At 37.5% G+C, this 18877-nt stretch carries 21 protein-coding genes; 14 read left to right on the plus strand and 7 right to left on the minus strand.

All coding sequences use genetic code 11. The annotated features are described in order from the left end of the window. Positions 1–2: 2 nt before the first annotated feature. Entirely contained in the window at positions 3–1364 is a 1362-nt protein-coding gene (locus E2636_RS01800; protein WP_134208460.1) for a GVDTG sorting domain-containing protein, read from the minus strand. 99 nt (positions 1365–1463) lie between these two features. On the opposite strand from E2636_RS01800, the gene E2636_RS01805 reads away from it, so the two are divergent. Beyond that, positions 1464–1646, plus strand: a complete 183-nt coding sequence (locus E2636_RS01805) for a hypothetical protein (RefSeq protein WP_134208462.1) — start codon at positions 1464–1466, stop codon at positions 1644–1646. Between the two features lie 61 nt (positions 1647–1707). On the opposite strand, the gene E2636_RS01810 is transcribed toward E2636_RS01805, so the two are convergent. Together E2636_RS01810 and E2636_RS01815 are read right to left on the minus strand one after the other, a co-directional pair. After that, on the minus strand, positions 1708–2460 hold the full coding sequence (locus tag E2636_RS01810) for an anti-sigma factor (RefSeq protein WP_134208464.1): 753 nt from the start codon (positions 2458–2460) through the stop codon (positions 1708–1710). After that, positions 2441–3028: an RNA polymerase sigma factor gene (locus E2636_RS01815; RefSeq protein WP_134208466.1), complete on the minus strand. Its 588-nt coding sequence runs from the start codon at positions 3026–3028 to the stop codon at positions 2441–2443. The genes E2636_RS01810 and E2636_RS01815 overlap by 20 nt, the downstream gene beginning before the upstream one ends. Before the next feature lie 239 nt (positions 3029–3267). Here E2636_RS01815 and E2636_RS01820 point away from each other — a divergent pair, with 239 nt between their 5' ends. The 4 genes from E2636_RS01820 (at position 3268) to E2636_RS01835 (ending at position 6897) form a co-directional block, all read left to right on the plus strand. After that, the gene (locus tag E2636_RS01820) at positions 3268–4125 is read left to right on the plus strand and encodes a GNAT family N-acetyltransferase (RefSeq protein ID WP_134208468.1); all 858 of its coding nucleotides are present in this window, start codon (positions 3268–3270) and stop codon (positions 4123–4125) included. 234 nt (positions 4126–4359) lie between these two features. Continuing rightward, positions 4360–5337, plus strand: coding sequence for an ABC transporter ATP-binding protein (locus E2636_RS01825; RefSeq protein ID WP_134208470.1), 978 nt, complete (start codon positions 4360–4362; stop codon positions 5335–5337). After that, positions 5330–5971 (plus strand): ABC transporter permease, encoded by a 642-nt coding sequence (locus E2636_RS01830; protein WP_134208472.1) that lies wholly within the window; start codon positions 5330–5332, stop codon positions 5969–5971. Before E2636_RS01825 ends, E2636_RS01830 begins: the two co-directional genes overlap by 8 nt. Before the next feature lie 11 nt (positions 5972–5982). Then, positions 5983–6897, plus strand: a complete 915-nt coding sequence (locus E2636_RS01835; protein WP_134208475.1) for an ABC transporter substrate-binding protein — start codon at positions 5983–5985, stop codon at positions 6895–6897. Between the two features lie 147 nt (positions 6898–7044). Here E2636_RS01835 and E2636_RS01840 read toward each other — a convergent pair whose 3' ends face one another. After that, on the minus strand, positions 7045–7863 hold the full coding sequence (locus tag E2636_RS01840; RefSeq protein ID WP_134208477.1) for an SGNH/GDSL hydrolase family protein: 819 nt from the start codon (positions 7861–7863) through the stop codon (positions 7045–7047). Between the two features lie 89 nt (positions 7864–7952). Next, a complete protein-coding gene (locus E2636_RS01845) occupies positions 7953–8255 on the minus strand; it encodes a nucleotide pyrophosphohydrolase (RefSeq protein ID WP_134208479.1) in 303 nt (100 codons plus the stop codon). A 68-nt stretch (positions 8256–8323) separates the two neighbouring features. Here E2636_RS01845 and E2636_RS01850 point away from each other — a divergent pair, with 68 nt between their 5' ends. Next, positions 8324–8914 carry a DNA-3-methyladenine glycosylase gene (locus E2636_RS01850; protein WP_134208481.1) on the plus strand — a complete coding sequence of 197 codons (591 nt, stop codon included), beginning with the start codon at positions 8324–8326 and terminating at the stop codon, positions 8912–8914. A 150-nt stretch (positions 8915–9064) separates the two neighbouring features. Continuing rightward, positions 9065–10201 carry a M20 peptidase aminoacylase family protein gene (locus E2636_RS01855; RefSeq protein WP_134208483.1) on the plus strand — a complete coding sequence of 379 codons (1137 nt, stop codon included), beginning with the start codon at positions 9065–9067 and terminating at the stop codon, positions 10199–10201. 46 nt (positions 10202–10247) lie between these two features. Here E2636_RS01855 and E2636_RS01860 read toward each other — a convergent pair whose 3' ends face one another. Beyond that, positions 10248–11045 carry a GNAT family N-acetyltransferase gene (locus tag E2636_RS01860; protein ID WP_134208485.1) on the minus strand — a complete coding sequence of 266 codons (798 nt, stop codon included), beginning with the start codon at positions 11043–11045 and terminating at the stop codon, positions 10248–10250. A 211-nt stretch (positions 11046–11256) separates the two neighbouring features. On the opposite strand from E2636_RS01860, the gene E2636_RS01865 reads away from it, so the two are divergent. Further along, positions 11257–12048 (plus strand): GNAT family N-acetyltransferase, encoded by a 792-nt coding sequence (locus E2636_RS01865; protein ID WP_134208487.1) that lies wholly within the window; start codon positions 11257–11259, stop codon positions 12046–12048. Positions 12049–12126: 78 nt separating this feature from the next. Continuing rightward, a complete protein-coding gene (locus tag E2636_RS01870) occupies positions 12127–12927 on the plus strand; it encodes an alpha/beta fold hydrolase (RefSeq protein WP_134208489.1) in 801 nt (266 codons plus the stop codon). A gap of 224 nt (positions 12928–13151) precedes the next feature. Here the strand turns inward: E2636_RS01870 and hmpA are convergent, their stop codons facing one another. After that, a complete protein-coding gene (gene hmpA / locus E2636_RS01875; protein ID WP_134208491.1) occupies positions 13152–14336 on the minus strand; it encodes an NO-inducible flavohemoprotein in 1185 nt (394 codons plus the stop codon). Positions 14337–14489: 153 nt separating this feature from the next. Between hmpA and E2636_RS01880 the strand changes: the two genes are divergently transcribed. From E2636_RS01880 to E2636_RS01900, 5 genes are all read left to right on the plus strand, one after another. Next, positions 14490–14927, plus strand: coding sequence for an Rrf2 family transcriptional regulator (locus E2636_RS01880; protein ID WP_134208493.1), 438 nt, complete (start codon positions 14490–14492; stop codon positions 14925–14927). Between the two features lie 45 nt (positions 14928–14972). Then, entirely contained in the window at positions 14973–15902 is a 930-nt protein-coding gene (locus tag E2636_RS01885) for a manganese-dependent inorganic pyrophosphatase (protein ID WP_134208495.1), read from the plus strand. Between the two features lie 131 nt (positions 15903–16033). Next, entirely contained in the window at positions 16034–16741 is a 708-nt protein-coding gene (locus E2636_RS01890) for a DsbA family oxidoreductase (protein ID WP_134208497.1), read from the plus strand. Positions 16742–16846: 105 nt separating this feature from the next. Further along, positions 16847–17482, plus strand: coding sequence for an FMN-dependent NADH-azoreductase (locus E2636_RS01895; RefSeq protein WP_134208499.1), 636 nt, complete (start codon positions 16847–16849; stop codon positions 17480–17482). A 243-nt stretch (positions 17483–17725) separates the two neighbouring features. Continuing rightward, positions 17726–18544: a protein-glutamine gamma-glutamyltransferase gene (locus E2636_RS01900; protein ID WP_134208501.1), complete on the plus strand. Its 819-nt coding sequence runs from the start codon at positions 17726–17728 to the stop codon at positions 18542–18544. Positions 18545–18877: the final 333 nt, after the last annotated feature.

Genomic DNA, 18877 nt, shown 5'->3' on the forward strand with positions numbered 1-18877 from the left:
CATTACGCCTCGTTCGAACGTCTACGTAATGTATATGCGCCACCTAGACCTGCTGCTAATAAACCACCAAGTAGGAACCACTCATAAGACATTCCACTTTGATCTGCCGTACCACCCATACCTGTTTTAGGCATACCGTCTGGCATAGATTGTCCACTGAATTTATCTGGGAATTGATCTACGATTGTTTGAGATAAACCTGCTGAAGGCATTAACATATGCGCGTAAGATTGACGAAGTGAAGCGTAAGATGCTTCATAGTCACCAGCTTCATACTGATCAAATGCTGCTAATAACTGTGTAACATGTTCAGTAAGTCCAGCTTCAAGATCTGCAGCTGGTAAACGGTCTTCAGTTGCTGCTGCTAAGAATGCTGCTTGATCAACAACATATTCATCAAGTTCAGCCATTGCCTTGTCTTTACCAGCTTGGTCATCGTTAGCAGTAGCTGTTACGTAATCAACGAAGTAACCAATATGCGATTTCCAAATTTCTTCAAATGCCGCCCCGCCTTCTTCACCGTAAAAGGAAGCAACTGCTGCTGATAAATCGTCTGCATTTGCAAGTAAAGCTGCTGCAGATGCATCAAAGTCCGGATCTCCATCAATACCATTTTGCATAGTCATTACTGCTAAACCAGCGTGTTCTGTAAATACTTGGTCAAGTGTAGCACGTAGGTCAGCGGCAGGTGTAACAGCCATTGTTTTTTCAAATTTGTCAGGGAATTGATCAGTGATTGCAGTTGATAATCCAGCTGCTACCATTGTCATATGTTTAATTGCTTCACGTTCGTTCATGTAAGAAGTTTCATAATCACCAGCTACATAGCTGTCAAACGCCCATACTAATTGATCAACATGCATTTTTAATCCAGCTTCTAAGTCAGCTGCTTTTAAACGACCTTCAGTAGCTGTTTCTAAAAATGCTGCCTGTTCCACAATATATTTATCTAGTTCAGCTACTGCTTTATCTTTACCGGCTTGGTCATCGTTAGCTGTTGCTGTCGCATAATCAACGAAGTAACCAATGTGTGAGCTCCAGATTTCTTTAAATGCAACTCCTGCTTCTTCGCCATAGACTGAAGCAACTGCTGCAGTTAAGTCATCCGTGTTTTGACCAAGTGCGCCAGCTAATGCATCAAAATCTTCTGTGCCATCTGCACCTTTTTTCAATGTTTCAACTGCTAAGAAAGCATGTTCCGTGAATAAGTGACCTAATGCTGAACGAAGTTCTGATGCAGGAGTAGAGACGCTAGTATCCGCATTTGTTTCTGCTGCTTTACCTTCATGATCGTTAGCAAAAGCTGCTGTTGGAACCAGTAAACCCATTGATAAAGGAATTGCTAATAATGTGCGTTTTTTCATTTTAAATTCTCTCCTCTGTGTTTGTTTTATTTGATTTCGAATAGCTAACGAAGACAAATTCACTTTGGATCACTTTTTAAAAAGAAAAGATTAAAACGTATGGAATTAGGAGGAAATTGGTTGGTTGCCCCAGTGAGCGTGAAAGTTGTCCCATTCAGACCAAAAGTTGCCTCAGTGAGCATGAAAGTTGTCCCATTCAGACCAAAAGTTGCCCCAGTGAGCGTGAAAGTTGCCCCATTCAGACCAAAAGTTGCCCCAGTGAGCATGAAAACAGCCATCTAGTCCCATTCATAAAACAAAAAAATTGAGTGGGCATGAAAACCCCACTCAATTCTTCGTTTTATTAAAATTCTGATGCCATTAATACATTGCCTAATGGTGATTTACTTTCGGCATTTGGTTCGTGAGAGACAGCTACTTGCGACCAATCTTTATTCAAACCTTCAGGTAGTGTAAAGACAACTGCTCCGTCTTGTGAATCCGATTTAAATGTTCCTGCTCTGATTGGGCCATTCTCATCAATCAACCAAACTTGATATACTTCGTCATTTGACAGTGCTGGTAAGGAACTTGCCTGTACGACAACGCGTGTTTCATCTCCGTGTTTCACAATGGAAGCTGTACCAGTAGCATCTCCATCAACAGGACTCAAATTTACGAATGCAAGCAATTGATCGACTGTTTCATTTTGAGCCACGATATCATCTTGCTGGTTTTTTACAATGGAAGCTAAGAATATATTAGCACCAACTGAAAGCATCAATGCAGCAGCTACAGCAGGTAACCAAGAAAAGCTTCTATTCTTTTTTATAGGTTTAGGTGTAACCTTTTCACTTGAAACGATAGGTGTAACTGGTGTTTTTTCTTTTTCAAGTTCTTCTTCAAAGACTGTATTAAGTATCCGTGCTTTCATACCTTCAGGGGGATTTATAGTAGCCGAAACATACGGTAAATCATCCGTTAAAGCTTGCCACTCAGCAAGTTCTATCTGGCAGTCTTCGCAAGTCGATAAATGTTTTTCAAAAGCATGCTTTTCGACTTCACTTAATTGTCCATTAAAATAATCAACGAGTTGATCACACATCTGACGGTCCATTTGGTGACATCCCCCTTTCCTTCTCTAAATGTTTACGTAAATGCTGAAGAGCTAATCGAATTCGACTCTTCACCGTACCTAGTGGTATGTCGAGTTTTGTTGAAATGGATTCTTGTGAAAGGCCATGGAAATAAAATAGTTCCACGATTGTTCGTTGTTCAATTTTTAAACGTTCGATGGCTTTACGCAAGACCGTTCCCTTTTCTTTCCATTCAAGCATTTGTTCAGGCATTTCATTAATAGGTGCTTTCATTTGTTCGGCATCTTTATCGAGCAAACCAACTTCTTGTTGTTTACCTTTTTTTCTTAATGCATCAAGTGAAGTATTTCGGGTCATTGTTAAAAGCCAAGAAGAAAACTTTCCTTTATCTTCTGTATAAGGAGCATGTTCTTTCCATAGCTTAATAAAAACTTCTTGAACAGTATCTTCAGCCATTTGCGTATTTTGTGTCATACGATACGCAAAGGAATAAACTAGACGTTCGTAACGATCATATATTTCTTCAAGCGCTGCCTGGTCATTTGATCTCATCCGAAGATAAAGCTGCGCGTCAGTTAATTTACCCATTTCTACCCCCCTATGTACGATTACTCTATTTACATCATACAGAAGCATAAAAATGTTCACAACTTCCTTACATATAGTAAACGAAAGAAGGCAGTAAATAGTTCACTTTTGAAGAAAAAGGAACCTATTTATAAGTGAATCATTTATTTAAAAATAGAATTCCTATTATTTTGAAAAATTGGTGACAAACTATTTCGGTTTGTGTATTATTTTTAAAAACACGTAAGGGGCTTTGAAAAATGAAATTCTTTCAATATGAAAGTGTTCAAGAGTTTGAAGAAAAAGCACAACCGTATTTAACAAAAAATGAAGATTTATATAGCTTGTTTAGTGGTGTACTTCAAGGTATAAAAGTGGGTCATTATGACAATCCATTAATGGTAGCAATTGAAAATGAAGGGCGTGTCGTAGCTCTTTTTCAAATGACACCTCCTCATCCATTAAATATGATTATCATTAATGAAGCGATAATGGACGACATTCTGACGTTTGCATCAAATGAATTTTTTGCGAAAAGGATACCAATTTTGTCAGCAATCGGGTTAAAATCTGTTGTTACTAAATTTGCGTACAAATGGCAAGAGCTTACTCAATTTAAATCAATAGTATTAATGGATCAAGGTATATATCGATTAGACGAAGTCAATACAACGCTTAAAAAGAGTTCAGGATCTTGGCGCTATGCAAGGGAAGACGAAGCGGCTTTAATTGAAGAGTGGTATGTCGCATTTGGAAACGATGCAGGAATAGAAAATCCACCGATGGAAGTCGTCAAAGAACGTGTCATACAGTTTTTGGAGAATCAAGAAGTTTTCTTCTGGGAAGATGATGAGAAAATTGTATCGATGATGAAGAAAGCCCGCCCTACTGAGCACGGTGTTACAGTTTCTTTTGTCTATACCCCACAAGATGAACGGAAAAAAGGATATGCAAGAACTTTGGTAGCTGCCGGGAGTGAAGAACTATTAAAGGTTTATGATTTTTGTGTACTATATACAGATATGATGAACCCAACTTCTAACAAAATTTATCAAGAGATAGGGTATCAAAAAATCGCAGACTCTATTCACATTGAGTTTGTTTCAAAACAAGGGTAAGAATTAATATGCCTAAATTTCTTCTTTCTTACATAGAAGAAATTCCTAGAATATCAGGATTAAGAATATAATCTCGAAAAACTGAATGAAGTAGAATAGAATGTTCCTTCCAATAATTGTTTTAGGAGGAGCATTCATTTTTGAAAAAAATAAGTTATTCATGCATACTTATTATAGTAATTAGGGTAATAGAAAATAGATATACATACTGAAGCTTAAAAAGGAGCTGAAGCTGTGATTCGATTTGATCAAGTCACTAAGCAGTTTGCGGATGGGACAGAAGCATTAAAAAACGTTTCATTAACTATCCCAACAGGCAAGTTAACCGTAATTATTGGTCCAAGTGGATGCGGGAAAACTACATTAATGAAAATGATAAATCACTTGGAAGCACCAACTTCTGGTGAGGTATTGATTGATGAATTATCCATTAAAGATCGAGACGATGTGGAACTCAGACGTTCCATTGGCTATGTAATTCAGCGCATTGGCTTATTTCCTCATATGACGATTGCCAGAAATGCTTCAATCGTACCTAAACTAAAAGGATGGTCAGAAGAAAAAACACAGACTCGAATACGCGAACTTATGAATATTGTCGGACTTGATCCAGATACGTATTTGGAGCGTTTCCCTCTTGAACTAAGTGGAGGCCAGCAACAACGCATTGGAGTTGTACGCGCACTTGCTGGAGATCCTAATATTATGTTAATGGACGAACCATTTAGCGCACTTGATCCGATTAGTCGAGAACAACTGCAAGATGAATTACTAAGCCTCCAAAAACGTATTAATAAAACTATTGTTTTTGTCACGCATGACATGGATGAAGCTTTAAAAATAGCCGACCACATTATTGTGTTACGTGCTGGGGAAGTGGAACAAATAGGTTCTTCAAATGACCTTATCCACGAGCCTAAAAATGACTTTGTACGTAATTTTATTGGACAAGATCGAATCAATCGAAAACGAACTTTTGGAAAGCGTAAAATCAGGGAACTGTCTTCGTATTTTTTGCAATCCAAAATTAGCGAGCAGATTGTCACTGTAAACTCGACAGAAAATGTGGAAGTCGCCATTACATTGCTAGACCAACCACATACAGATGTATTGGCTGTTTACACCAATGACGAATTAGTTGGTTATATCACCCAATCAGCCATTTTGAATGCTGTAGTTGCAAAGGAAGAAGGTGCTCCTTCTCATGACTAAATTTTTAGAGACGCTTCAAAGTCGTTCTGATCTCATTATAGAAGCGTTCCTCCAACACATTTACTTATCTTTTGTTGCTTTAGCGGTTGGAATTGCTATCGCGTTACCACTTGGCATATTGATTGCCCGCTATGGAAAATATGCAGAACCAGTTATAGGAATTACAGCAGTTTTTCAAACAATACCAAGTCTAGCACTGTTCGGATTTTTAGTGCCGCTCATTGGAATTGGTTCTAATACTGCGCTCATTGCACTTATTATTTATGCACTACTTCCTATTTTACGTAATACGTACACGGGACTCACAAGTGTCGATTCTTCCATTATCGAAGCAGGTCGTGGAATGGGGATGACACGTACTCAAATACTAAAACAACTTGAATTTCCACTTGCTCTGCCTTTTATCATGGCAGGCATTCGAACAGCCACTGTGTTAACTGTAGGAATTGCTACACTTGCTACATTTGTGGGTGCCGGAGGTTTAGGGGATGTCATATACCGTGGTTTACAATCGTATAATAATTCGCTTGTCTTAGCAGGTGCACTACCTGTAGCGTTGCTTGCTATTGGCTTTGATTTCATATTGAAAATGGTTGAAAAGAAAGCAACGCCAAAAGGAATGAAAATACATTAGGGGGAATGAAAATGAAAAAAAGATTAATAGGGGTAGCACTTTTTGCATCTATTGCATTAGTTGGTTGCGGATCTTCAAACGATGCTGGGGGGGACACAAGTGAACCAATTATCTTTAGTGGAAAGCTATTTACGGAGCAGTTCATTCTACCTCAACTATTAGGTCAATACGTGGAAGCCAAAACGGATTATGCTGTGGAATACAAAGCAGGTTTAGGTGAAGTAGCAATCTTAACACCAGCACTTGAAAAAGGTGATATCGATGTCTATGTAGAATATACAGGCACTGGCTTGCAATCAGTATTAGAAGAAGATCTTGAACAAGGTGAAAGTTCTGAAAGTATATTAGAGCGCGTTCGTAAAGGATATGAAGAGAAGTATGGTGTAACATGGTTAGAGCCACTTGGTTTTGAAAATACCTACACTTTAGCATATAGTAAGGACCAAAATTATAACGCAAAAACATATTCTGACTTAGTCGAAGCATCAAAATCAGAGGACATCGTATTCGGTGCACCTCACGCATTTTATGAGCGTCCTGGGGATGGTTTCGATGCATTAGTTAAAGTATATCCATTTGAATTCTCTAAAAATGAAAGCTTAGATCCAAATATTATGTACGAAGCAGTCAAGCGTGGGGATGTTGATGTCATTACAGCATTTACAACAGACGGCCGTATTGAACGTTTTGATTTAGAAATTACAACAGATGATAAAGGGTTCTTCCCTAAATACGATGCAGCCCCCCTTGTACGTCAAGAAACACTAGAAACGTACCCGGAACTTGAAGATGTATTAAACGAATTAGCTGGTAAGATTTCAGTGGAAGATATGCAAAAAATGAATGCCCAAGTCGATATTGACGGGGAAAAAGCTGAAGATGTAGCACGTGACTTCTTAATTGAACAAGGTTTAATCGAAGAATAATGAGAAGTTAGGAGGTTGCCGTACTAGTGGTAACCTCTTTTTTTGTTGGGAAAATAAGGGCGAAGCGGAATAAAACGTCCGTGAAGCCGAATAAACGACTTGAATATCCAAATAAACACAACTCATACTTCACGAGTTGTGTTTTTATTACATAGGGTTTGGTAACGACCCTTGTTTTTGTTTCAGAAAAGGCCATAACACATCTGCCCAAATTTTATATCCACTGTCGTTTGGATGGATCCCATCTTTTAGAGTTGAAGCGAGTGTAACATTCTGTGCATTCATATCATAGAGCATAGCGCCATGTGTATCGAAATAAGTCCATCCTTGGTTTTGAATATATATGGCAGTTTCATTGACATAATCCGTGAATTTAAGACCAAACTGATTGAGTGGTGGTCCAAATTTATTTTCTGTACAAGGATTTGGAGATAAGAAAACAATGCGTGTTTCTGGTAAAGCCTGTGAGTACAATTGGTAGAGTGAATCCAATGATTTGAATGTGTCAGTTAATGATACATTTTTGTTATGGTTATTAATGACTGATGTCTCGATTAATAAGATATCGGGTTGCTCTTTTAAAATGGGAGCAGTGACATGATCTTCGAGTAAACGAATCGAAGTGTAGCCTGGGTGACCATGATTGGATATTTTAAATTTCTTTAAAGCTGGGTTCGAATTTCGGAAGTTGACTTCGATGAGACCGCGCCACGTGTTGGATTGATGGGAAGACCCTGTTCCAAAGGCTACACTACTACCTGTTATTGCCATTTTCCCTTCGCCAGAAATCATGGCACGGAAAATTAAGTAGTCGGTTAACGATTGGTTTGGATTAAGTTTTGGATCATACGTTTTAATAAGGGTTTCAGTTGCGCTTACTTGGTCTTGATTTGGTATATCTGTTCTTATATAAAAGAAGAGAAGTGCGCCCGCAGCGATCCAAATTAACCATTTCAAATTGTTCATGCGGTCATCTCCTTTATGCTTATACTATTAATATAATATTCAGATATATATTACTCAATAGGACTATAGGAGTAAGTACTAAGAATCTGTTATATTTTTGAAGGAACTGGATACTTTATCGCATTTTTCTTCATCTTATCCCGTGCAGCCATGATTAAATCTTCTCCAAGGACATCTGATAATTGCAATAAGTAAATAAAAACATCAGCCATTTCATCAATTATTGCTTGTTTATCATGAGTAATTGCTTCTTCACCTGAACGCCATTGAAAACATTCGAGCAGTTCGCTCGCTTCAAGTGATATAGAAATAGCTAAGCTGCGCGCATCATGATTACCACTCCATCCTCGGTCATCTCTAAAATGTTGGAGATCTTGAATGATTTCTTTCATACGTATCTTCCCCTCTTCGTTAAAAATTGATGTATTGTTTTAGTATAATAAAAGAAGGGAGATTACACATGAATTTCCAACCAATTTCACCTGATTTTTTTCAACAACCAACTATTGAACTTGCTCGAAACTTAGTGGGGCAATATCTTGTTCATCAACATGCGGAAGGTTTAATGGTTGTAAAGATAATTGAAACAGAAGCATATATGGGACCTGAAGATCGAGCTGCGCATAGTTATGGGAATAGACGAACAAAACGAACTGAAATAATGTTTGGTGAGGCAGGCCTCGTTTATACATATCAAATGCACACACATACACTAATGAACGTTGTCAGTGGACCTCCTGATAAACCACAAGCGGTGTTGCTGAGGGCTGGTGAACCCATAATTGGTCAAGAGTTAATGGGGAAATTTAGGGGAACAACGCCAATGAAAAACTGGACGAATGGTCCGGGTAAATTAGCGAAAGCGCTAGATGTGCGTATGAGTTACTATGGTCATCATTGGTCAAAAGAACCGCTTTTTATTGCCCCGGGACAGAGGGATATTGAAATTGAAATAGGTCCACGTGTAGGTATTCAAAATACAGGAGAAGCGGTTCATTACCCATATCGCTTTTCAGAAAAAGGACATCCAATGGTATCTAAATATCGGTAAAATATGTAGGTGTATATCATTATTGAATACTAAAACGTTTAGTAATAATCCGGCAATTACGAAATATGTATAAGAATGTCTATCATAAGTTCATATTTTTGCTCAAATAAGATAATGTAATAGAAACAACATGTTCATGAGGTGAAAATTATGAAAGACAGTAAGGATTCACACAGGGTCAAAATAAATGAGGTGTTTACATATTTACATGAACATCCAGAAGCAAGTTGGAGAGAGATTGGAACAACTGCTTACTTAAAAAAAATAATCGAACAAGAAGGGTTTTCTGTTCAAACTTTTGATGGCTGTACGGGTTTAGTAGTTGAGATTGGAGAAGGACCAACTTGTATTGGCATTCGTGCAGATATGGATGCACTTTGGCAAGAAGTAGATGGAGTATTTAGAGCAAATCATTCATGTGGTCATGATGCTCATATGACTATAGGTTTTGGAACATTACTTGCAATGAAACAAAAAGGTTTCCCTGAGAATATTCGTTTCAAATGGATTTTTCAACCTGCAGAAGAAAAAGGACAAGGAGCGTTAAAGTTACTAAGTCTAGGTGTTTTAGATAATGTGGATTACTTATTTGGTGTTCATCTTCGACCCATTCAAGAAATTCCAGATGGTACAGCATCCGCTGCGATATGCCATGGAGCAGCAGGTCTAATAAAAGGCACGATTGAAGGAGAAGATGCCCATGCTGCTAGACCTCATCTTGGTCAAAATTCAATTGAAGTAGGGGCGGCGATTGTTCGTGGAGTGGAATCTCTACGCATGGATCCACTCATCCCTTATTCAGTGAAGATGACTAGATTGATTGCTGGAAGTGAGACAGGTAATATCATTCCAGGCAAAGCTTCATTTACACTTGACGCACGTGCTCAAACGAATGAGGCAATGGAGATTTTACGAACAAAAGTGTCTGAAGTCATTCGCAGTGTGGAGTCAATTTATCATGTGAAGATTAAATTTACTATTCAAAAAGGGTTAATCGCGGCAATTGTTAATGAAGAGGCTTATGACCTTATGGAGCAAGCAATTATCTCTGTATTGGGTAGTGAAAACTTGAAGCCGCGAATCACGACGCCAGGTGGAGAAGACTTTCATTTTTATGGCTTGCATAAACCAAATTTAAAATCGACGATGCTTGGGCTCGGATGCGGCTTATCTCCTGGATTACATCATCCTAATATGACATTTAATCATGAAAGTATCCATATAGGAATTAAAATTCTAACTCAGACAATCTTGAATACCATAGAAGTGGTATCTAAAAACAATTAGACTAAATGGCATAAAAAAACGTCGGAACTTCTCGACGTTTTTTTTGTTATATATTTTTCCCCATATAAAACTCATTTACATATTCTCCGTCAATTAACAGAGAGTTAGGACGGGTACCTTCAATGGTATATCCCATTTTTTTATAAAGGGTAATGGCTCTTTCGTTTTTCTCGATAACTGTTAGTTCTAAGCGGGTAATACCAACTTCTTGTGCCCAAACGTCTGCTTTATTCATTAAAGTTGTCCCAACGCCATGCCCATAAAAAGCTCTTCGTACACCAATTACAAGTGAAGCACGATGATTAGTGCGAGAAGATGGACCGGAAATTAATGCCACAAAACCAGCGAATTCCCCGTTAAGGATGCCAACAAACATTCCTGAATTCTTTGATTTCTTCCATTCCCCAATACGCTTGCGAATTAATTGTACGCTCATTTTCCGTTCATCTTTGCCAAAAATCATAAAATCGGATTCTGCATCAATATCTTGATGCAGGTTAATAATGGCACGAGCGTCATCTAAATCAACAGGGCGAATAATTAATATGTTTTTTGGTTTAGCAGAAGATAGACCCATATCAATTGCTTCGCTCTCTTTAATAAAAGTAACGGAGCGACCTAATTCAATATCCTTTACTGTGTAATCAGAATTAACCCAAGCTAAAAAGTGAGTGGCAGGTGGTTTGGTCTTCTTCCACCAACTGTTATTTAAGTAAGCTGCATTTGGTAATTGTTGACCAACAATATTTTCGATAACTGTATAGGTAAGAGTGACTTCGTTTTGTGATGCTTCTGAAAAGAAAGAAGCAAGCGGTATATACTTTTTCTCCATTTTCTTTACCATAAATAACCTCTTTTCTATATCAAAAGATATGTAATGCAATTAGTATAATATTATCACTTTCATCTATAATGCGCACTACTTTAAACTCATTTTATCACTAAAAAAGAAATTAATGGGTAATATTTGGTATAATATTTTAATAGTTATGAAATCTAACATCCTTTAATTGGGGGAACATAGAGACTAAAGATACAAGGGTAGGTGGATTCATGTGATACGGAAATTACAAGAAACTGATCGTCAACAAACCATGTATTTCGTATCTCAAAAACCTGCGGAAAATGTCTTTATTATTGGAGATATTGAAGGCTATGGATTTCATTCAACAATCCAAACTTTGTGGGGAGATTTCAATGACCGAGGTGATTTAAGGGCCGTTTTGTTAAAATATGATGAGAACTTCATCATCTATGCCCCAGAGGATTTTGATGCAAAAGGATTAGCAAATATTATCAATACAGATTCATCATTCAGTTATCTGTCTGGAATTGAAGAAATGGTTAATAAATTAACTCCTTACATAACAGCACAACCGAAAAAACCACGCATACTTTATTACGCTAAATGTGAAACCGCAGAATTTCTCCCAACTATTCCAAAAGGAATCATTATAGAAAAGGGTCGTGCTAAAGATGCGGAAGCAATTATCGAACAGATGAAAGCTATCCCTGAATTTGCTGAAGGTAATTATAGTGTCGAACATAAGCAAGTGTCATTAGAAAAAGCGCTTGCACGAGTGTACTTTATCAAAGAACAAGGCACCATCATTAGTTCTGCGTCGAGCACAGCTGAAAATAGTCAATCTGCGATGATTGTCGGTGTAGGAACTTTGCCTGAGCATCAGAAAAGAGGACTTGCAACTTACTGTATGTCGAAGCTTTGTCGTGAGTTATTAGCTGAGAATAAAATGTTGTGTCTGTTTTATGACAACCCCTCTGCAGGTGCTATCTATAAGAGAATTGGCTTCGTCGACATCGGGAAATGGAGCATGTGGACATATTAATCTAGCCAAATCTGTTGATACCACAACATGTAAGGTGGTTTAATAGAGAAAAGAGAATGCTAGAGGAGTTTGAGCAAATTGCTTCACTATAAAACCTATATTGCTTCACCATCTGCCCCTTGGGTATCATTTGTTCATGGAGCGGGTGGTAGTTCTTCTATTTGGTACAAGCAAATACGAGAGTTTAGAAAATCACATAATGTCTTACTAATCGACCTACGAGGACACGGTAAATCATCCCGTGGACTTTGGAAAAAAGGCGATTCCTTTGTCCATATTGCAGATGAAGTGAAAACTGTTTTAAATGAATTAAATATAAAACGCACACATGTCATTGGAATGTCGCTTGGAACAATCGTTGCCCAGACGATGGCAGAACGTTTTCCTGAACGAGTTTCTTCCCTTATTTTAGGTGGGGCTATCATTCGTCTAGATATTCGCACAAAATTGTTGCTATGGACAGGACGCGTTACAAAGCGGTTCATTCCGTATATGCTGTTATATAAATTATTTGCTTGGATTATTATGCCGAAAAAACGTCATGAAGAATCACGTTCATTTTTTGTCAACCAAGCGAAAAAGATGTGTCAAAAAGAGTTTATTAAATGGTTTTCTTTAACTAAGTTAATTAATCCTTACTTAACTAGACTGCAAATTAAAACAAATGCCATTCCAACCCTATTCTTGATGGGAGTGGAGGATTACTTGTTTATGCCACCTGTAGAAGAAGTGGTGAAGCGTAACTCGGAATTTAACCTTATTAAAATTAAAGACTCAGGTCATGTGTGTAACATTGATCAACCTGATAAATTTAATGAGCTGTCAATCGACTTTATTGCAACTATTCAAACTGAAAAAGCTATCACCGCAATTGGGTGATAGCTTTTCTTGCGATTTAATCAGTGTCTATTTTCTCATTTACCAAACAAAAAATACTATATGCATGTAGGTTTCAGGCTAGAGAAGGGCGTCCATACGCCATAGGATTACCTAAACGAAAGACGCCGATTGAAGAGACAGAGTCACTTCAATCGGCGTCTTTTATCCTGAGGTTATGGTGCCAGGTTTTCAATCCAAATCGATCCAGAAACTTAGATCCTGTATTAAGCGTGAACTAATTCAAGCGCTACAGCTGGTCCGAAGAACTCGTAGTGTACATGGCCTTCTTCAAAACCTAAATCGTAAAGACTTTGAATGATTGCTTTCATAAATGGTACAGGTCCACATACATAAATATCACTATTTGAGAGAACTTTGTCTGCTAAAATTTCTTTTGTAAGCATTTGATTTTCATCTGAATATAACGTTAAGTAAGTTAAATCTTCCATTGTCGACATTAAATCGCGAACATCGTTATCAAATGGGTGCAAAGCTTTATTTCTTGAACCGTGTAAGAAAGTTACAGGACGAGTAGGAGATGTTTTAGCAATCGTATCTAACATACTCATCATTGGTGTAATTCCTACACCACCACTGATTAATGCCACTGGACGTGTGCTTTCTAAATCTATATAGAAGTCACCAGCAGGTGAACTTACTTCAATTATGTCTCCAATTTGACCGTCTTGGTGTAAGTATACAGATGCTCTTCCGTTAGGACTCATTTCAGTTTCTTTCTTCACTGATATACGGTACGTTTCTTGATTAGGCGCTTGTGACAAACTATATTGACGGTTTAACAAGTACGTTTCACCTGGAATGGTTAAGCGGACCGTAATGTATTGACCTGGAATAAATGTTGGAACTGCTGATTTATCTTCAGGTTGTAAATAGAATGAAGTAATAATGTCACTTTCAATAACTTTGTCAACAATTTTAAAGTTTTTAAATTCGCTAAAGCCATTCTCTTGCTCAGCAGCTTCTTTGTACATTTCAATTTCCATTTGAATAAAGACATCTGCAATAATTCCGTATGCATCCGCCCAAGCCTGAATGATTTCTTCCGTTGCTGCGTCTCCTAATACTTCTTTAATTGCCAGAAGTAAATATTTACCTACAATTGGATAGTGTTCAGCTTTTATACCTAAAGAACGGTGCTTTTGTGCAATTTGTTTTACTGCAGGAATTAATACACCTAAATTATCAATGTGTAAGGCTGCTGCGTAAACCGTATTGGCAAGAGCGGTTTGTTGACGTCCTTGTTTCTGATTTGCGTGATTAAAAAAATTAAGTAATTCTGGATGAGCGATAAATAAATTTTTGTAAAAAACGGTTGTAATATCTACCCCTCTATCGGCTAAAATTGGAGCTGTTGATTTAACAATGTCGATTGCTTTTTGAGATAACATGTTTGTTTCCTCCTATATCTTTTATTAACATAACCATACGCTTGAATTCATTTCAAAGCAATATATAAAATACTTCTTTAATAATTCGAACACATTTCTTTCACGGAATAGACATAATCGCTATAATGATGAAGAAGAAAGTACGGTGAAGTCATGCGATTAACAATGTACACAGATTTTTCACTTCGCGTCTTAATGTACGTGGGGGCAAAAGACAAATCAGAATTATCGACTATACAAGAAATTTCAACGGCGTACGACATATCGAAAAATCATTTAATGAAAGTCACATATGAATTAGGCAAACATGGTTATATCGAAACAGTACGTGGTAGAGGAGGCGGAATTCGTCTTGCTTTATTACCTGAAAATATCATTATTGGGGAAGTCGTGCGTAAAACAGAAGATGATTTTAATCTAGTTGAATGTTTTAACTGCACAACAAACCAATGTGTAATTACACCTGTTTGTAAATTAAAAAACGTATTACATGAAGCACTCGTTGCTTATTTTGCTGTTCTTGATCAGTACACATTGTATGATTTATTAGGTAACAAGGATCAACTGGGAGCCATTTTGTTTAAGAAATAGATATGATAAAATAGGCAGTATGAATTTTAATATTGGGGGATACACATGGGAAAAGTATATGTACTAGGACACAGAAATCCAGATACAGATTCGATTACATCTGCAATTGTTTATGCGCACTTAAAACGTGAGTTAGGTATGGACGCAGAAGCAGTAAGTTTAGGAATAGTACAAAATGAAACAGCGTTTGCTTTAGAAAAATTCGGTTTCGATGCACCACGATTAATTGAAACTGCATCACCTGATGTAAAAAACGTCATTTTAGTTGATCACAATGAAAAACAACAAAGTGTGAAAGATATTGACAAAGTGCAGGTGATTGAAGTCATTGATCATCACCGTATTGCGAACTTTGAAACAGGTGACCCACTTTACTTCCGTGCGGAACCAGTTGGATGCACAGCAACCATTTTAAACAAGCTATTTAAAGAAAATGGTGTGGACATCCCATCAAACATTGCAGGATTAATGTTGTCTGCCATCATTTCAGATACATTGTTATTTAAGTCACCTACTTGTACTGCACAAGATATTTCTGCAGCAAAAGAACTTGAAGTCATCGCAGGAGTGGACGCACAAGAGTACGGTTTAGCCATGTTAAAAGCGGGTGCGGACTTAAGTGATAAAACACTTGAAGATTTGTTATCACTTGATGCAAAAGAATTTGGTATGGGTGGATTTAAAGTTGAAATTGCGCAAATAAACGCAGTTGAAGTTTCGGACATAATGGATCGTCAAACCGAATTAGAAGAGTTGATTTACCGAAACATTGCTGAAAAAGGTCTCGATTTGTTCTTCTTCGTTGTTACGGACATATTAAATAATGACTCTGTTGCATTAGCTTTAGGCAATCAAGCGAAAAAAGCAGAACAAGCGTTTGGTGTTCCCTTTGTAAACAATGTAGGGTTATTAAAAGGCGTTGTGTCGCGTAAAAAACAAGTAGTACCAGTATTAACTGAAGCATTGAGTGAATAAGAAAAATATAGTAACCGATTCCTTTTTGAGGAGTCGGTTTTTTACTATAAAGAAATATTTTCTTCTATAACATAAGCAGAAAAATTGCGGCTATGTGTTGAACACTTTAAAATAACGATGAGGTGAACAAAATGAAAATTGAAGTATGGTCGGACTATGTATGTCCATTTTGTTATATTGGAAAGCGTCGCTTAGAAGAAGCGATTGAATTAACTGGATTAGCTCAAAATATTGATGTTCAATTTAAAGCATATCAACTAGATCCAAGTACACCAACCATTTCAGAAAAATCAACATATGAAAGACTGGCTGAAAAATATCAAACAACCGTTGAAGCCGCTAAACAAATGACAACTTCGGTTAATCAACAAGCACAGACTGTAGGACTAAAATTTGATTTTGATAATGCTAAAGCCGCAAATACGTTTGATGCACATAGGTTAGCTAAATGGGCGGAAGCGCAAGGGAAACCAGCTGAAGCAAGTGAACGTTTATTAAAAGCATATTTTATCGAAGCACAAGAAATTGGTCGACACGAAGTCTTGCTGAACTTAATCGAAGAAATTGGCTTGGATCGCACACAAGCTGCTGAGGTTTTATCTTCTAATGCATTTGAAAAAGAAGTAAAACAAGAAATCGAAGAAGGTATGTCACTTGGCGTGCAAGGAGTTCCTTTCTTTGTTATTAACCGTAAGTATGCAATTTCTGGTGCACAACCTGCAGAAGCATTTGCAGAAGCGTTAAGAAAAGTGGCAGAAGAAGAAGGAATTTCTTCAAAACTACAAACACTAGGACAAGACAATGTGGGAATTTGTAAAGACGATAATTGTGAAATATAAAAATAAGAGAGCATAGTCTTTGACTTCAAAGCTGCTCTCTTTTATTATTGATATATATCTCGAATTGAAGATATATAAAATTAGGGTAAAAGGGAGTTTCTTTAAATGAATATATTAGTTGTAAAAGCAAATAACCGTCCTTCTTCAGAAGGCGTTTCTAGTAAAATGCACGAAGTATTTATGAATGAATTACCACAAACAAATGAACTAAACATCAACACATTTGATGTTTTCAAAGAAGATATGCCATATTTCGGTCAAGATTTCTTCAATGCTATGAAAAAATCAGCTCAAGCTGAGCAGTTATCAGATATCGAACAACGTATTTTAACTGCTTCAAATAAAGCAATGGACGCATTTATGGATGCTGATGTCGTAGTTTTCGCATTCCCATTGTGGAACAAAACCATCCCAGCGCCACTACAAACGTTTATTGACTACGTTTACCGTGCGGGCGTAACGTTTAGTTATAGTGAAAATGGTCCAGTTGGATTAGTACCAGATAAAAAAGTCATCATCTTGAACGCTCGTGGTGGAGTTTACTCAACACCAGAAATGGCTCCAGCTGAAATGAGTGTTAATTATGTCCGCATGATCATGAATTTCTTCGGGATTACAAACATTGAAGAAGTGATTATTGAAGGGCACAATCAATATCCAGATCACGCAGAACAAATTATTGCTGACGGAATGCAAGAAGTTAAAACAGTTGCAAATCGTTTAGCGCCAGTAATGGTTTAAAAGAAAAAAGGATTGGACATCGACATTAAGCCGTCAGTTTTGAATCACTTTCCTTAAATAATAACCCTAAATAGACACCCAATTAGCTATACTATTGGGTGTCTATTTTTATTGATTTATCAAGGTTTATGTTAATTTAATCTTTAATTTCATCTCTGCTTATTAAAGCTACACATTAAGACTATTCTTGAATATGCTAGGTAAGAATGTAGATTAATACTAGAACTTGGGAAGAGGTATATTATGATTCAACTATCGGGGATGCCCTTTCAACAAGGTGACCTGTGGTCGTCTGGTAGTATTGAACGCATGATTATTCAACGGATGATTGAAGATACAGTCGTTTACTCGTATCAATTCATAGGTGAATTATCTTTTGAACTTAAGTTGCGAAAAAATATTATAGTAAGTGCAAGAGCTATGAATCAAAGCAAAGTGAGGTTTGAAAGGTTTTTAAATTCCCGTTGTAATCCTCAATACTGGCAATTGACGAGTACCGGCGGATTTTTGCTGCGGCAGGGAGTAAAACCATCAGACGCGATTCAGGATATCTACGTGAACAGTTCACAATATGCGTTTGAATGTGCAACTGCAATGATTATTATCTATTACCATGCGCTCCTAAACGTTATAGGCGAATCCTTATTTAATCAATACTTTCAAAATATCTATTTATACGGCTGGCATGCTGATCCTGACCTTGGAAAAAATGTAACTTACACAACCCATTTTCTGCCTGGAGATGTCGTCTATTTTGAAAATCCGGACTTCCATCCACAAACCCCTTATTGGAGAGGAGAAAATGCTGTTGTTCTAGGAGATAGTACGTATTTTGGGCATGGGATAGGAATAAAGACGGCTGAACAAATGATTGTTACGCTGAATGAAGCGAGAATGCCAGAGGCAAATCAATCAGCATATCTGACAAATATAGTTGCAAGACCATCTTTCATCCATTTGGCGAAACTTTCAATATCGCAACTAGGTTATTCGGTTCATAAAAATCAACATATTATCCATCATAACTCAAGTTCGGTTCCAATTGATCGATATGAGTTCTAATTGTAATCGCATCGTCCACGACCTATCCGTGATTGACTTTTGCAGCTCCGTACTTTCTTAAAGGACCGGGCGTTCCCGGTTTTTCTTACAATACAAAAAAGTATATAAATTTAGTGAGCCATGAATCCAGTATTCCGGGTATTTTAAGGAGTAGGTTCTAGTATATACCGCTGATTTGCGCTCCAGGTGGACGCTTTCCACGGGGCGGGCGAAGAGTCTCCTCGGTCGCTGGCGCTCCACTGCGGGGTCTCGCCTGTCCCGCTAATCCCGTAGGAAAGATATTGGACGAACTGTTATTCGTCCAATATCTTTGCGACGAGTAACCGCAGGAGC

It is taken from the genome of Paenisporosarcina antarctica (assembly GCF_004367585.1).
Classification (GTDB): domain Bacteria; phylum Bacillota; class Bacilli; order Bacillales_A; family Planococcaceae; genus Paenisporosarcina; species Paenisporosarcina antarctica.

Excerpts from the sequence above, each read along its gene's own strand:
- E2636_RS01815 (WP_134208466.1), bottom strand. The coding sequence starts at position 3,028 with ATGGGTAAATTAACTGACGCGCAGCTTTATCTTCGGATGAGATCAAAT.
- E2636_RS01810 (WP_134208464.1), bottom strand. The coding sequence starts at position 2,460 with ATGGACCGTCAGATGTGTGATCAACTCGTTGATTATTTTAATGGACAA.
- E2636_RS01835 (WP_134208475.1), top strand. The coding sequence starts at position 5,983 with ATGAAAAAAAGATTAATAGGGGTAGCACTTTTTGCATCTATTGCATTA.
- E2636_RS01800 (WP_134208460.1), bottom strand. The coding sequence starts at position 1,364 with ATGAAAAAACGCACATTATTAGCAATTCCTTTATCAATGGGTTTACTG.
- E2636_RS01860 (WP_134208485.1), bottom strand. The coding sequence starts at position 11,045 with ATGGTAAAGAAAATGGAGAAAAAGTATATACCGCTTGCTTCTTTCTTT.
- E2636_RS01895 (WP_134208499.1), top strand. The coding sequence starts at position 16,847 with ATGAATATATTAGTTGTAAAAGCAAATAACCGTCCTTCTTCAGAAGGC.
- E2636_RS01885 (WP_134208495.1), top strand. The coding sequence starts at position 14,973 with ATGGGAAAAGTATATGTACTAGGACACAGAAATCCAGATACAGATTCG.
- E2636_RS01900 (WP_134208501.1), top strand. The coding sequence starts at position 17,726 with ATGATTCAACTATCGGGGATGCCCTTTCAACAAGGTGACCTGTGGTCG.
- E2636_RS01880 (WP_134208493.1), top strand. The coding sequence starts at position 14,490 with ATGCGATTAACAATGTACACAGATTTTTCACTTCGCGTCTTAATGTAC.
- E2636_RS01850 (WP_134208481.1), top strand. The coding sequence starts at position 8,324 with ATGAATTTCCAACCAATTTCACCTGATTTTTTTCAACAACCAACTATT.
- E2636_RS01890 (WP_134208497.1), top strand. The coding sequence starts at position 16,034 with ATGAAAATTGAAGTATGGTCGGACTATGTATGTCCATTTTGTTATATT.
- E2636_RS01840 (WP_134208477.1), bottom strand. The coding sequence starts at position 7,863 with ATGAACAATTTGAAATGGTTAATTTGGATCGCTGCGGGCGCACTTCTC.
- E2636_RS01805 (WP_134208462.1), top strand. The coding sequence starts at position 1,464 with ATGGAATTAGGAGGAAATTGGTTGGTTGCCCCAGTGAGCGTGAAAGTT.
- E2636_RS01820 (WP_134208468.1), top strand. The coding sequence starts at position 3,268 with ATGAAATTCTTTCAATATGAAAGTGTTCAAGAGTTTGAAGAAAAAGCA.
- E2636_RS01830 (WP_134208472.1), top strand. The coding sequence starts at position 5,330 with ATGACTAAATTTTTAGAGACGCTTCAAAGTCGTTCTGATCTCATTATA.
- hmpA (WP_134208491.1), bottom strand. The coding sequence starts at position 14,336 with ATGTTATCTCAAAAAGCAATCGACATTGTTAAATCAACAGCTCCAATT.
- E2636_RS01845 (WP_134208479.1), bottom strand. The coding sequence starts at position 8,255 with ATGAAAGAAATCATTCAAGATCTCCAACATTTTAGAGATGACCGAGGA.
- E2636_RS01855 (WP_134208483.1), top strand. The coding sequence starts at position 9,065 with ATGAAAGACAGTAAGGATTCACACAGGGTCAAAATAAATGAGGTGTTT.